The sequence below is a fragment of the Micromonospora sp. WMMD812 genome (assembly GCF_027497215.1).
In the GTDB taxonomy this organism is placed as follows: Bacteria; Actinomycetota; Actinomycetes; order Mycobacteriales; family Micromonosporaceae; genus Micromonospora.
Genome location: NZ_CP114904.1, coordinates 1168209 through 1181395, shown reverse-complemented (window position 1 = coordinate 1181395; position 13187 = coordinate 1168209). Strand labels below are relative to the sequence as shown.

Genomic DNA, 13187 nt, shown 5'->3' with positions numbered 1-13187 from the left:
CGAGGACCGTCACCCCGGTGTCCGGTTCCCGACGCGGCCGGTAGGCTCCCCGGGTGCGCGGAATCCTACTCGCCGGTGGCACCGGGTCTCGGCTCTGGCCGATCACCCGGGCGGTCTCCAAGCAGCTGATGCCGGTCTTCGACAAGCCGATGATCTACTACCCGCTCTCCACCCTGGTGATGTCCGGGGTGCGGGAGATCCTGGTGATCACGACGCCGGACGACCAGGACCAGTTCCGTCGGCTGCTCGGTGACGGCAGCCAGTGGGGGCTGCGGCTGGAGTACGTCACCCAGGCCCGCCCAGAGGGCATCGCGCAGGCGTTCGTGCTCGGCGCGGACTTCATCGGCGGCGACTCGGTGGCGCTGATCCTGGGTGACAACATCTTCCACGGCGTCGGCCTCGGCCGGCAGCTCACCGCCCACGGCAACCAGGTCGGCGGCCGGGTCTTCGCGTACCCGGTGGCCAACCCCGAGGCGTACGGCGTGGTCGACTTCGACGCCGACGGCAAGGTGCTCTCGATCGAGGAGAAGCCGACCCGGCCGAGGTCCCGGTACGCGGTGCCCGGGTTGTACTTCTACGACAACCGGGTGGTCGACATCGCCAGCAAGCTGACCCCGAGCGCCCGGGGCGAGCTGGAGATCACCGCGGTCAACGAGGCGTACCGGGAGATGGGTGAGCTGTCGGTCACCGTGCTGGACCGGGGCACCGCCTGGCTGGACACCGGCACCTTCACCTCGCTCATGCAGGCCGCCGAGTTCGTCCGCGTGATCGAGGAGCGGCAGGGCCTCAAGATCGGCTGCGTCGAGGAGGTGGCCTGGCGGGCCGGCCTGCTCGACGACGAGCGCCTGCGGGCGCTGGCCGAGCCGCTGACCAAGAGCGGCTACGGGGACTACCTGCTCGGCCTGCTCGCCGAGAAGCAGGGCCGGGGGACGGTGGCCCGGTGAGCGTGAGGAGTGAGCCGGGTTTGCGAGCCCCGCAGTCGCGAACGGAGATGGCACCGTGAAGATCCGGCCGCTGAGCATCGACGGCGCCTGGGAGATCACCCCGCAGCAGCACGGCGACCCGCGCGGGTTGTTCATGGAGTGGTACCGCTTCGACCGCCTCGCCGAGGCGGTCGGCCACCCGCTGCGGCTGGCGCAGGGCAACCTCTCCGTCTCGGGCCGCGGGGTGGTGCGCGGCATCCACTTCGCGGACGTCCCACCCGGCCAGGCCAAGTACGTCACCTGCGTACGGGGCGCGGTGCTCGACGTGGTGGTCGACCTGCGGGTCGGCTCGCCCACGTTCGGCCGCTGGGAGGGCGTCCGGCTCGACGACGTGGACCGCCGCGCGGTCTACCTCGCCGAGGGTCTCGGGCACGGCTTCTGCGCGCTGACCGACGACGCCACCCTGAGCTACCTCTGCTCGGCCACCTACAACCCGACGGGGGAGCACTCGGTGCACCCGCTGGACGAGGAGCTGGGCATCGAGTGGCCGGCCGACGTGCCGCAGCTGTCGGCCCGGGACGCCGCGGCGCCGACGCTGGCCGAGGCGCGCGAGACCGGCCTGCTGCCGGACTACCAGGCCTGCCGGGCGTACGTGGCGACGCTGGGCCCGGACGGAATGTCGCACTAGACCGGGATTTCCCGGCACCGCCGGCACGACCTGTGGTGTGACAGTGACGAACGGGCGCTCCGGGCGGCTAATGTCACACCATGGAGCGGCGAATCTTCGGCCTCGAGACCGAGTACGGCGTCACCTGTACCTACCGCGGGCAGCGGCGGCTGTCCCCTGACGAGGTCGCCCGGTACCTCTTCCGCCGAGTGGTGTCCTGGGGCCGGTCCAGCAACGTGTTCCTGCGCAACGGGGCCCGGCTCTACCTGGACGTCGGCTCCCACCCCGAATACGCCACGCCCGAATGCGACTCGGTGGTCGACCTGGTCGCCCACGACCGCGCCGGTGAGCGGATCCTGGAGGGGCTGCTCGTCGACGCCGAGAAGCGGCTGCACGACGAGGGCATCGCGGGCGAGATCTACCTGTTCAAGAACAACACCGACTCGGCCGGCAACTCGTACGGCTGCCACGAGAACTACCTGGTCTCCCGGCACGGCGAGTTCGGTCGGCTGGCCGACGTGCTGATCCCGTTCCTGGTCACCCGGCAACTGATCTGCGGTGCCGGCAAGGTGCTCCAGACCCCGCGCGGCGCGGTCTACTGCCTGTCGCAGCGGGCCGAGCACATCTGGGAGGGCGTCTCCTCGGCGACCACCCGCAGCCGGCCGATCATCAACACCCGGGACGAGCCGCACGCCGACGCCGAGCGCTACCGGCGCCTGCACGTGATCGTCGGCGACTCCAACATGAACGAGGTCACCACCCTGCTCAAGGTCGGCACGGCCGACATCGTGCTGCGCATGATCGAGGCGGGCGTGGTGATGCGCGACCTGTCGCTGGAGAACCCGATCCGGGCGATCCGCGAGGTGTCGCACGACATCACCGGCCGGCGCAAGGTGCGGCTCGCCTCCGGCAAGGAGGTCAGCGCGCTGGAGATCCAGCAGGAATACCTGGCGAAGGCGACCGAGTTCGTCGAGCGTCGCGGCGGCGACCAGACCGCCAAGCGGGTGGTGGAGCTGTGGGGTCGGGTGCTGCGCGCGGTGGAGACCGGTGACCTGGAGCCGGTGGCCCGGGAAATCGACTGGGTGACGAAGCTGCGCCTGATCGAGCGCTACCAGCGCAAACACGACCTGCCGCTGTCGCACCCGCGGGTCGCCCAGATGGACCTGGCCTACCACGACCTGCGGCGCGGCCGGGGCCTGTACGGGCTGCTGGAGCGCCGCGGCGAGGTGGACCGGGTGGCCACCGACCCGGAGATCTTCGAGGCGAAGGAGACTCCGCCGCAGACGACCCGGGCCCGGCTGCGCGGCGAGTTCATCCGGCACGCCCAGGAGAAGCGCCGGGACTTCACCGTCGACTGGGTGCACCTGAAGCTCAACGACCAGGCGCAGCGCACCGTGCTCTGCAAGGACCCGTTCCGGGCGTACGACGAGCGGGTCGAGCGGCTGATCGCCAGCATGTGACCGGGTTCGGGCCGGTCCGGTGGTGGCGCCCGTCGCCGGGCCGGCCGGCCCGGTAGGCTGACCGGGCCATGACGACGTCCCCGAGCCCGCAGCCGAGCCAGGAGCCGCACGACAGCGGCCACCAGCGTCAGAACTGGGTCGAGCGCCGGCGGGAGAAGATCCGCAACGAGATCGAGCGCAACCGGCGCGGCGAGTACACCGTGCCCACCTGGGTGCTGGCGCTCGCGCTGGTGCTGATCGTGGGCGGCTGGCTCGCCCTGATCTTCCTCGCCTGAGCCCAGGCAGCCCGTCCTCGGGCGGGCCGCCGCCGGTGGGCGGGCGGTCAGCCGAGCAGGGCGGCGGCGTGCCGGCCGGCGGCCGCGGCGGCGAGGAAGTAGGCGTGGTCGGCGTCCAGCTTGCGCCCCATCGTGGACAGCGGCACCGGGCTCGCCCGCAGCGCGCCGTCCAGCCCCGCCGTGCCGACCCGCACGATGCGGTGTCGCGCGGCGAGAGGGGCGAGCGCCGCGTCGACCTCGGCCGAGAGGTCCGTGTCCAGGCCGTCCGGCACCACCAGCTCGGCGGCGGCGAGGGCCACCCGGCCGTACGCGGTGAGGCTGTGGTGCGACACACCCCGGTGGCGCGGGCGGGGGTCGGCGGCGGAGATGCGCAGCGAGCCGACCGGGCGCCCGCCCAACGCGGCGACCGCGTTGACCGCCTCGCCGACCGCCACACCCGAGAAGCCCCAGCGGGTGCCGGTGCCGAGGTTGCCCGGCCCCTGCGCGACGATCGCGACGTCGGCGTGGAGCACGTGCCGGGCGGCGAGCAGCCCGGTGTGCACCGTGCTCGCCTCCAGGTCGCCGCCGAACGCCTGCCCGACGCTGATCGTCCCGGCCAGGTGCTCGCGCAGCCCGGCGAGGGTGCGGGAGAACCAGGCGGGCAGCGCGCCGCCGTCGGTCAGCAGGTACGCCACCCGCGCCTGCGGCGTGTCGGCGTGGATGCCGGCCAGGATCGCAGGCAGGGCCGAGTGCAGGTCGGCGGTGACCACCGGCAGGCCGGACAGGTCGTCCGCGGCCTCCAGCACGGCGCGGTGCGGCGAGGCTTCCTCGTCCACGCCGAGCAGGATCGGCTGCAGCGGCGTGTAGCGGGCCTTCACCAGGTGCCCGGCGTCCCGGGTGTCGCCCACCTCGGGCGGGTCCGGCGGCAGACGGTCGGGCAGCGCCACCACGAGCGCGTACCCGCCGGTGCCGAGCCCCATCAACAGCGCGCCGGCGTTGAGCAGCACCCGGTCGCCGGGTTCCGGCCAGCCCACCAGGTGGGGGTAGGCCAGCGCCCGCATGGTCGAGCCGTCGGGCAGGTCCACGTCCAGCTCCACCGCCCCGGCCCACTCCCGCCGCAGCGCCGCCACCGTCCCGGACCGCCATCGCACCATGACCGGCACGCTAGCCGCGCGCCCGCGCGTCGCCGCGCCCGGGGCGGCGCGAGGGGTTCCGCCCCGGCTCGGGGCGTCAGCGCGGACCGGGGTCCACGGGACCGTCCTCGGGGGGCGTCTCCTGGGTGGACCGGGCCTGCTGGACGGCGCCCGGCAGCGAGCTCGTCGGGTCGAGGAAGAGGTAGCGGATCTCGGGGTAGCGCTCCCGGAGCCGCCGCTCGGCCTCGTCGGCGGTGGCCTCGATGGCCGCTCCGGTCGCGTCGTCGTTGAAGTCGACCTTGGCGGCGACCAGGATGTCCACCGGGCCGAGCTGCATGGTGAGCAGCGTGTCGATCCGGCGCACCTCGGGCAGCCCTTCCAGGGACCGCTCGATCTCCTGCCGCAGCCGGTCGGGCACGCCGCGACCGACCAGCAGCGACAGGTTGGTGTACGCCAGGGTCGCGGCGACCACCAGGAGCAGCAACCCGATGAGGATCGAGGCGATCCCGTCCCACAGCTCGTCGCCGGTCAGCTCGGACAGCCCGACGCCCAACCCGGCCAGCAGCAGCCCAACCAGCGCCGCGCTGTCCTCCAGGAACACCGCCTTGACGGTGGTGTCGCCGGTCAACCGCAGGAACCGCCGCGGGGTGGTCCGCCAGCGCCGGGACTCGCGGCGCACCTGGCGCACCGCCCGGGTCAGCGAGACCGACTCGATGACGAAGGAGACCGCCAGCACCACGTACGAGACGAGATAGTCCCCGCTGTGCTCGTGCACCAGGATGGTGGTCACACCGTGGGTGATCGCGAAGCCGGCGCCGCCGACGAAGGTGAACAGGGCCGCGAAGAACGCCCAGACGTAGCTCTCCTTGCCGTAGCCGAAGGGGTGCCGGGCGTCCGCCGGCCGGGCGCCGCGCCGCAGCGCCATGAACAGCAGCACCTCGGTGGTGGTGTCGGCGACCGAGTGCGCGGCCTCGGAGAGCATCGACGCCGACCCGGAGATCAGGCCGGCGACCAGCTTCGCCGCCGCGATGGCGAGGTTCGCCGCGCCGGCGACGACCACGGTGCCGACGCTCTCGCTCTTGACCCCCGGTTCGGACATGGGGCCACCCTATGGCCGGGGATGGTGCCCTGCCCGGCGAGCGGGAAGGTGACGCCGGGTCGATTTCCGCCCTACGCCGGGCGCGCGGCGCGCCCGCGCGGGTGCACGCCCGCGGCGCGCCGGCTGCTAGCGTCTACCCGTGTCCCGGACCCGTACCGAACGCCTGGTCAACCTGGTGATCTGTCTGCTGTCCACGCGACGGTTCCTGACCGCCGCGCAGATCGCCGCGACCGTGCCCGGCTACGAGCACGACCCGAACGACGCACGCGACCACGAGGCGTTCCAGCGCAAGTTCGAGCGGGACAAGGCCGAGCTGCGTGAGCTCGGCGTCCCGCTGGAGACCGGCACCGCGAGCGTGTTCGACGCCGAGCCCGGTTACCGCATCGCCCACCGCGAGTACGCCCTCCCGGACATCCCCCTGGAACCGGACGAGGCGGCCGCGGTGGGCATCGCCGCCCGGCTCTGGCAGCACGCCGGGCTGGCCGCCGCCGCCTCCTCCGGGCTGGCCAAGCTGCGCGCCGCCGGGGTCGACGTCGACCCGCAGGCCACGCTGGGCCTGGAGCCGATGGTCACCGTCGACCCGGCCTTCGCGCCGTTGACCGCCGCCGCCCGGGACCGCCGGGAGGTCGGCTTCGACTACCGGGTGCCCGACCGGGACGCGCCGAGCCGCCGCCGGCTCCAGCCGTGGGGCGTGGTCTGCTGGCGCGGCCGCTGGTACGTGGTGGGCCACGACCTGGACCGGGAGGCCACCCGCTGCTTCCGGCTGTCCCGGGTGGTGGGCCAGGTGCGGGTCACCGGCGCCCCCGGTGGCTACCAGCCGCCCGCCGGCGTCGACCTGATCAGCCACGTCGCCCGCTGGTCCGGGCCGGTGGAGCGGACGGGGCGGGCCACCGTGCTGGCCGCCCCGGGCCGGGCCGCCGGGCTGCGCCGCTGGGCCGTGGAGAGCGCCACCGGGCCGGACGGCGACCGCCTGGTCCTGCCGTACGCCGACGCCGACTTCCTCGCCGGCCAGCTCGTCGGCTACGGCCCGGACGTGCGGGTGCTCGACCCGCCCGAGGTCCGTGACGCGGTCATCCAGCGGCTCAAGGAGATCGCCGCCCGGCACGACGACCTGGCCGTCGCCGGAGGCCCCCGGTGACCCGGCCCGCCGCCCGCAGCGGCTCCCGCACCTCGGCCGACCGGCTGGCCCGACTGCTCAACCTGGTGCCCTACCTGCTGGCCCGCCCCGGCATCGAGATCGCCGAGGCGGCCGGCGACCTGGGCGTCACCGAGCGGCAGCTGCGCGAGGACCTGGAGCTGCTCTGGGTCTGCGGGCTGCCCGGCTACGGGCCCGGCGACCTGATCGACATGGCGTTCGACGGCGACCGGGTGACCATCACCTACGACGCCGGCATCGACCGGCCGCTGCGGCTCACGCCGGACGAGGCGCTCGCCCTGGTGGTGGCGCTGCGGATGCTCGCCGAGACGCCGGGGGTGAGCAACCGGGAGGCCGTCGAGCGGGCCCTCGCGAAGATCGAGAGTGCGGCGGGTGACCTGGTCGGCGCGCCGGTCGAGGTGCGGCTGCCGGCGGACACCCGTCGGGTCGAGGCGCTGCGCGCCGCCGTGGCGGGGGGCCGGGCCCTGCGGATCACCTACTACACGGCGGCCCGTGACGAGACCACCGACCGCACCATCGACCCGCTGCGGATGCTCATGGTCGGCGGCCGGGCGTACGTGGAGGCGTGGTGCCGCCGCGCCGAGGCGGTCCGGCTGTTCCGGGCCGACCGGATCGACGCGGTCACCGAGCTGGACGAGCCGGCCGCCGTGCCGCCGCAGGCCCGCCCGCAGGATCTCAGCGACGGCGTGTTCCGTCCCTCGCCCGACCTGCCGCTGATCACGCTGCGGGTGGGCCGGGGCGAGCGGTGGATCACCGAGTACTACCCCTGCGAGCGGGTCGAGCCCGGTGACGGCGACCAGTGGCTGGTCTCGCTGCGGGTGACCGACCTGAACTGGGCGCGGCGGTTCGTGCTCGGGCTCGGCCCGGACGTCACCGTGGTCGCCCCGGTGGAGCTGGCCGAGCAGGTCCGGGCGACCGCGACGGCCGCGCTGGACGCGTACGCCCGCCCCGCGCCGGCCGCCCGGCGGAACCCGGAAGGTGACGCGGAGCCCGGCGCGCCGACGCCGGGCGGCGACCCGGCGGTGACCGCCGGCCCCCGGTAGGCTGACCGCCGTGTTGACCTGGATCCTGCTCGCGGTGGTGCTGTTCGCCCTCCTGGTGCTCGCGCTGGCCGTCCGGGCGGTGCTGGCCCGGCTGCCCGGTCTGCGCCGGGCCGCGGTGGCGTTGCAGCGCCGGCAGGCCGACGCCGAGGCGCTCGCCGGGTCCGCCCAGGCGTTGCAGGCGCGGGCCGAGGTCCTCCAAGAGCAGCTCGCCACGGCGCAGCGCCGGGTGGCGTTGATCAAGGCCAAGCGCGGCGACTGATCGACGGGGTTCGCGTCGTCATGCGATCGGACGATCGACGGGTTGACGTCGCCGCGTGGCCGGATGATCGACCGGCGTCGCATCGCTGCGCGATCGGGTCCGCAAGCCCGCCCGACCGAACCGGAAAGGGCGGTTGACGGGACATCCCGGGTTGGTCAAGACTTCACCGGCCGGGATGATCCACCACTACCCGGCGGGTGGCAACGGGCCGATACGCACGTACGATGGGCTCCGACACCACCCCTAGCTGTCTCACAAGCGACTGGAGCTTCCCATGGGTGCCCTCAAGCCGTGGCACATCGCCGTTCTCGTGGTTGTGCTCATCCTGCTCTTCGGCGCGAAGCGGCTCCCCGACGCGGCCCGCTCGCTGGGCCGCTCGCTGCGGATCATCAAGGCCGAGACCAAGAGCCTGCAGGACGACGACCGCGACCTGGCGGAGAAGGCCGACGCTCAGGCCGGCTACCAGCCGCTGCCGCCGCACGCCGGGCAGCAGGCCCCCTACACCGGGCAGCCGCAGCAGGCGCCGTACCAGGCCGCGCCGCAGCAGCCGGTCGTCGACCCGGTGCAGCGCGTCCGCGACAACTGACCGACGGGGCCGACCACCGTGGCCTTCGCACTGCGTAAGCGCGGCCCGAGCAACTTCGAGCGGGCCTCCGACGGCTCGATGACGCTCATCGAGCACATCCGCGAGCTGCGCAACCGCCTGTTCCGCGCCTCGCTGGCGATCCTGATCGGCTTCGGTGTCGGCATCTGGCTGGCTCAGCCGGTCCGCCGGCTGCTGTCCGAGCCCTACTGCAGCCTGCCGGCGTCGATCGATCCGCTCACTGGCAAGTGCAAGTTCGTCCAGCTCGGGGTGGCGGACGTCTTCCTGCTCAACCTGAAGATCGGTTTGTGGGTCGGTCTGATCATCGCGGCACCGATCTGGCTCTACCAGCTCTGGGCGTTCATCGCGCCGGGCCTGCACCGTCACGAGCGGCGCTACGCGTACTTCTTCACCGCGCTGGCGGCGCCGCTGTTCGCCGCCGGCGCGGTGCTGGCGTTCTTCGTGACGACCAAGGGTCTCGAGTTCCTGCTGAACGTGTCGGGCGACGACATCGCGACCAACCTCGAGGTGACGAGATACATCTCCTTCGTCACCAACCTGATTTTGCTGTTCGGGGTGGCGTTCGAGTTCCCGCTGATCGTGCTGATGCTCAACTTCGTCGGCCTGGCCAGCGCCAAGCGGCTGCTCAGCTGGTGGCGGGTGGCGGTGTTCGTGTTCTTCGCCTTCTCTGCGGTGGTGACGCCGACGCCGGACCCGTTCGGCATGACCGCGCTGGCGGTCTGCCTCTGCGCGCTGTACTTCGCCGCGGTCGGGGTCGCGTTCATCAACGACAAGCGCCGTGGGCGGGGCAAGGAGATGTACGCCGGGGTCGCCGACGACGAGGTGTCGCCGCTGGAGTTCGACCCGGAGCCGGTGGAAGCCGGGCAGCGGGTCGACGCGACGTCCCCGGTCGCCGCACCGGAACCGATCGCCGCGCCGGCGCCGATCGAGCGCCGCTACGACGACATGACCTGACATACCGTCACCCCGCCGGCACGGCACGAAGTGTCGGCGCGACACGCTGACGCGCGAAGGCCGCCCGCATCGGGCGGCCTTCGTCGTAACGGTAGGTTCCACGCCGTGACCGCAGAAGATCACCCCTCCGTCACCTCCGGCGGCCCCGTCGCGGTGTTGGCCAACCCCACCGCCGGACGGGGCCGGCACCGAGGTCTACTGACGCCGCTGCTGTCCCGGCTCGCCACCGGCGGCCGGCCGGTCCGGCTCCTGGAGGCGCACACCGCCGACGAGGCCGAGGCGGCCTGTCATGCCGCCGTCGCCGAGGGGGCGACGGCCCTGGTCGCGATCGGCGGCGACGGCACCGTGCACCGGGCGTTGCAGGCGGTCGCCGGCACCTCGGTCCCGTTCGGGCCGGTGCCGGCCGGCACCGGCAACGACTTCGCCGTCGACACCGGCTACCCACCCGACCCGCTCGCCGCCGCCGAGGTGATCGCCGCCGCGCTGCGCGCCGACCGCAGCAGCCCGCTCGACCTCGCCCGGTTGACCAGCCCGACCGGCCCACCCCGCTGGTACGGGGCGGTGCTCGCCGCCGGCTTCGACGCGATCGTGAACGAGCGGGCCAACCGGATGCGCTGGCCACGTGGCCCGCGCCGGTACGACCTGGCGATCCTGGTCGAGTTGGCCCGGCTGCGGCCGCGCCGGTACAAGCTGCGTCTCGACGGGGAGCCGCACGAGGTGGACGCGGTGCTGGTCGCGGTCGGCAACTGTCCCACCTACGGCGGGGGCATGCGGATCTGCCCGGACGCGGACCCGAGCGACGGCCTGCTCGACGTGGTGGTCGGCGGCCGGCTCGACCGGCGCACGCTGATCCGGGTGAAGCCGAGCATCTACCAGGGCACGCACGTGCGCCACCCGCTGGTGAGCAGCTACCGCGTCCGCAGCGTGGAGCTGGCCGCCGAGGGCATCACCACGTACGCCGACGGGGAGCGGTTGCTGGACCTGCCGGTGACGGTCACCGCCGTGCCGGGCGCGCTGCGGCTGCTGCGTTGACCCGGACGGCCCCGATGCTGGCCGCGATCACCAGGGCGATGGCCAGTAGCTCCACGGTGTGCAGCTCCTGCCCGAGCACCAGGTAGCCGGCGAGGGCGGCGACCGCCGGGCCGAGGCTCATCAGCACCGCGAAGGTGGCGGTGGGCAGCCGGCGCAGGGCGAGCAGTTCGAGGGTGTAGGGGAGCCCGGAGGCGAGCACGGCGAGGGCGGCTCCCATCGCCAGCACCGGCGGCTCCAGCAGGATCGTCCCGGCCGTCGCCAGCCCCGGCGGCAGGGTCACCACGGCGGCGACGGCGAGCGCCACGGCCAGCCCGTCCGCGCCGCGGAAGCGGGCGCCCACCCGGGCGCTGAGCACGATGTACGCGGCCCACATCGCCCCGGCGGCCAGCGCGAGGCCGGCGCCGACCGGGTCCAGGCGGTCGAAGCCCCCCTGCCCCAGCAGGGCCACCCCGGCCAGCGCCACCCCCGCGCACGCCCAGCTCGCCGCCCGACGCCCGGCGAACACCGACAGCGCCAGCGGACCGAGCACCTCCAGCGTCACCGCCGGGCCGAGCGGGATCCGGTCGATGGCCTGGTAGAAGATCGAGTTCATGCCCGCGAGGGCCAGCCCGAACGCGCCCGCCGCCACCCAGTCGGCCCGGTCGTGCCCGCGCAGTCGCGGCCGGCAGACGATCAGCAGCAGCACCGCGGAGATGGCCAGTCGCAGGGTGACCGCGCCGAACACCCCGGTGCGGGGGAAGAGCAGCGCCGCCACGGCGGACCCGAACTGCACCGACAGCGCCCCGCCGAGCACCAGCCAGACCGCGCCGGCGCTGCTTCGGCGCGCCGCCGGGACATCGGTCGGGGCCTGGACGGGGAGCAGGGTGTCGGTCACGTCTCCGACGGTAGGAGCGGGCCCGGTGGCCGGGAAATGCCGGTTCCGCTGTGCTTATGCTTCCCGGTTATGACCGTCGAGCTGCGCCATCTGCGCGCGTTCCTCGCCATCGCGGAGGAGGGCGCCATCACCCGCGCCGCGATCCGGCTGCGGGTGACCCAGCCCGCGCTGTCGCGGACGCTGCGCCAGCTCGAGGACCATCTGGGCGTCCGGCTGGTCGACCGGTCGACCCACCACCTGGAACTCACCGCGGCGGGCCGGTCGTTCCGGGACCGCGCCGCCGCCGCGGTGGCCGCCGTCGACGACGTGCTGACGCCCGGGCAGGGCGCGGGCTGGCCGCTGCGACTCGGCCACGCCTGGTCGGCGCTCGGCGGGCACACCGTCACGCTGCTGCGCCGCTGGCGGCAGGCGTACCCGCAGACGCCGCTGGAACTGCTGCGGATCGACGACCGGACCGCCGGGCTGGCCCGGGGCGTGGTCGACGTCGCCGTGCTGCGCCAGCCGGTCGACCTGCCGGACGTGCGGTCGACGCGGCTGCTCGCCGAGCCCCGGCTGGCCACCGTGCCGGCGGACAGCCCGCTCGCCGGCCGGGCGGTGCTCACCCTGGCCGACCTGGTCGACCAGCCGATCGCGGTGAACGCCGAGACCGGCACCACGACGCTCGGGCTCTGGCCGGCCCACGCCGCCCCCGCGACGGTGGTGCCGGTGGCCAACACCGACGACTGGCTCGCGGCGATCAGCGCCGGCCGCGCCGTCGGGGTGACCACCACGGCGACGGCCGCCATGTACCCGAACACGGCCGTGGCGTACCTTCCGCTCGTCGACGCGCCCGAGGTCACCGTGCTGCTGGCCTGGCGGCAGCCGCCCAGCCACCCGGCGGTGCCGGACCTGGTCGCGCTCGCGCGGGAGGTCGTGCGCGGCTGACGGCGGTCAGGCGGGCAGGGCCAGGTCGAGGACCGCGCCGAGGCCGTTCTCCCGGCCCGGGTCGGCGGCCGGCAGCACCAGCACGGCGCAACCGGCCGCGGCGGCGCCGGCGTCGGCGGGCGTGTCGCCCACCATCAGCGTCTGTTCCGGGTCGACGCCGAGCATCCCGCAGGCGCGCAGGAAGATGCCCGGGTCGGGCTTGCAGCGGCCCACCTCGTACGAGAGCGTGAACGCGTCGACCAGGTCGCTGAGCTGCCACGTGTCGAACATCGGCCGCAGGTCGAAGCCGATGTTGCTCACCACGGCGACCCGGACCCCCGCCTCGCGCAGCGCGGTGAGCGTCGGCGCGGTGTCCGGGTACGGGACCCAGCCCTCGGGCACCAGCACCCGCTCGTAGAGCGCGTCGGCGAACCCGTCGATGCCGGCGGCGACCGTCTCGGCCAGCCCCGTGTACGCCCCCCGGTGCGCATGCGGATAGAGATCCCTGGCCGACCAGAGCTCGGCCAGCCGGGCCGGCACCCGGGCGGGCAGCGGCCCGCCGGCCCGCCCGGCGGTGAGCAGCCGGTCGGCCAGCGAGGTCGCCCGGATGGGGTCCAGGGTCACCCCGCAGGCCGCGGCGGCCTTCAGCACCCACTCGCGGGGCTCCTCCACCTGGGCGAGGGTGCCGTGGAAGTCGAAGAGCACCGCCTTGACCGGCCGGCGGGACGGCCGCGACCGGGTGTCGGCGTCGGCGCTGCCCGGGTCTGGCGTCTGGGACGGTTCGGGTTGGTCCGGCACGTCGTGCACCCTACCGACCGCCCCGGAC

General features: G+C 74.2%; 15 protein-coding genes. 11 read left to right on the top strand and 4 right to left on the bottom strand.

The window, feature by feature from the left end:
- Nucleotides 1–53 precede the first annotated feature (53 nt).
- From rfbA to O7603_RS05375, 4 genes are all read left to right on the top strand, one after another.
- Entirely contained in the window at nucleotides 54–944 is an 891-nt protein-coding gene (gene rfbA, locus O7603_RS05390) for a glucose-1-phosphate thymidylyltransferase RfbA (RefSeq protein ID WP_281574574.1), read from the top strand.
- Nucleotides 945–999: 55 nt separating this feature from the next.
- Entirely contained in the window at nucleotides 1000–1611 is a 612-nt protein-coding gene (rfbC, locus tag O7603_RS05385) for a dTDP-4-dehydrorhamnose 3,5-epimerase (RefSeq protein WP_281574573.1), read from the top strand.
- An 80-nt stretch (nucleotides 1612–1691) separates the two neighbouring features.
- On the top strand, nucleotides 1692–3050 hold the full coding sequence (pafA, locus tag O7603_RS05380) for a Pup--protein ligase (RefSeq protein ID WP_281574572.1): 1359 nt from the start codon (nucleotides 1692–1694) through the stop codon (nucleotides 3048–3050).
- Nucleotides 3051–3118: 68 nt separating this feature from the next.
- A complete protein-coding gene (locus tag O7603_RS05375) occupies nucleotides 3119–3325 on the top strand; it encodes a hypothetical protein (protein WP_281574571.1) in 207 nt (68 codons plus the stop codon).
- Between the two features lie 47 nt (nucleotides 3326–3372).
- Here the strand turns inward: O7603_RS05375 and O7603_RS05370 are convergent, their stop codons facing one another.
- A complete protein-coding gene (locus tag O7603_RS05370; protein ID WP_281574570.1) occupies nucleotides 3373–4458 on the bottom strand; it encodes a DUF3866 family protein in 1086 nt (361 codons plus the stop codon).
- 76 nt (nucleotides 4459–4534) lie between these two features.
- On the bottom strand, nucleotides 4535–5536 hold the full coding sequence (locus O7603_RS05365) for a cation diffusion facilitator family transporter (RefSeq protein ID WP_281574569.1): 1002 nt from the start codon (nucleotides 5534–5536) through the stop codon (nucleotides 4535–4537).
- A 139-nt stretch (nucleotides 5537–5675) separates the two neighbouring features.
- Between O7603_RS05365 and O7603_RS05360 the strand changes: the two genes are divergently transcribed.
- The 6 genes from O7603_RS05360 to O7603_RS05335 all read left to right on the top strand — a co-directional run bounded on the left by O7603_RS05360 (nucleotide 5676) and on the right by O7603_RS05335 (nucleotide 10584).
- The gene (locus O7603_RS05360) at nucleotides 5676–6674 is read left to right on the top strand and encodes a WYL domain-containing protein (RefSeq protein ID WP_281574568.1); all 999 of its coding nucleotides are present in this window, start codon (nucleotides 5676–5678) and stop codon (nucleotides 6672–6674) included.
- Nucleotides 6671–7735 (top strand): YafY family protein, encoded by a 1065-nt coding sequence (locus O7603_RS05355; protein ID WP_281574567.1) that lies wholly within the window; start codon nucleotides 6671–6673, stop codon nucleotides 7733–7735. Before O7603_RS05360 ends, O7603_RS05355 begins: the two co-directional genes overlap by 4 nt.
- A gap of 10 nt (nucleotides 7736–7745) precedes the next feature.
- Nucleotides 7746–7994: a hypothetical protein gene (locus tag O7603_RS05350; protein WP_281574566.1), complete on the top strand. Its 249-nt coding sequence runs from the start codon at nucleotides 7746–7748 to the stop codon at nucleotides 7992–7994.
- A 274-nt stretch (nucleotides 7995–8268) separates the two neighbouring features.
- Nucleotides 8269–8580, top strand: a complete 312-nt coding sequence (gene tatA / locus O7603_RS05345; RefSeq protein ID WP_091589220.1) for a Sec-independent protein translocase subunit TatA — start codon at nucleotides 8269–8271, stop codon at nucleotides 8578–8580.
- A gap of 18 nt (nucleotides 8581–8598) precedes the next feature.
- The gene (gene tatC, locus O7603_RS05340; protein WP_281574565.1) at nucleotides 8599–9552 is read left to right on the top strand and encodes a twin-arginine translocase subunit TatC; all 954 of its coding nucleotides are present in this window, start codon (nucleotides 8599–8601) and stop codon (nucleotides 9550–9552) included.
- Between the two features lie 105 nt (nucleotides 9553–9657).
- Nucleotides 9658–10584 (top strand): diacylglycerol kinase family protein, encoded by a 927-nt coding sequence (locus O7603_RS05335; RefSeq protein ID WP_281574564.1) that lies wholly within the window; start codon nucleotides 9658–9660, stop codon nucleotides 10582–10584.
- Here O7603_RS05335 and O7603_RS05330 read toward each other — a convergent pair.
- Entirely contained in the window at nucleotides 10547–11380 is an 834-nt protein-coding gene (locus tag O7603_RS05330) for an EamA family transporter (RefSeq protein WP_281576608.1), read from the bottom strand. The two genes, O7603_RS05335 and O7603_RS05330, sit on opposite strands and share 38 nt — an antisense overlap.
- Before the next feature lie 147 nt (nucleotides 11381–11527).
- On the opposite strand from O7603_RS05330, the gene O7603_RS05325 reads away from it, so the two are divergent.
- Complete coding sequence (locus tag O7603_RS05325; protein ID WP_281574563.1) at nucleotides 11528–12382, top strand: LysR family transcriptional regulator; 855 nt, start codon at nucleotides 11528–11530, stop codon at nucleotides 12380–12382.
- 6 nt (nucleotides 12383–12388) lie between these two features.
- Here O7603_RS05325 and O7603_RS05320 read toward each other — a convergent pair whose 3' ends face one another.
- Nucleotides 12389–13159 carry an HAD-IA family hydrolase gene (locus tag O7603_RS05320; RefSeq protein WP_281574562.1) on the bottom strand — a complete coding sequence of 257 codons (771 nt, stop codon included), beginning with the start codon at nucleotides 13157–13159 and terminating at the stop codon, nucleotides 12389–12391.
- Nucleotides 13160–13187 lie beyond the last annotated feature (28 nt).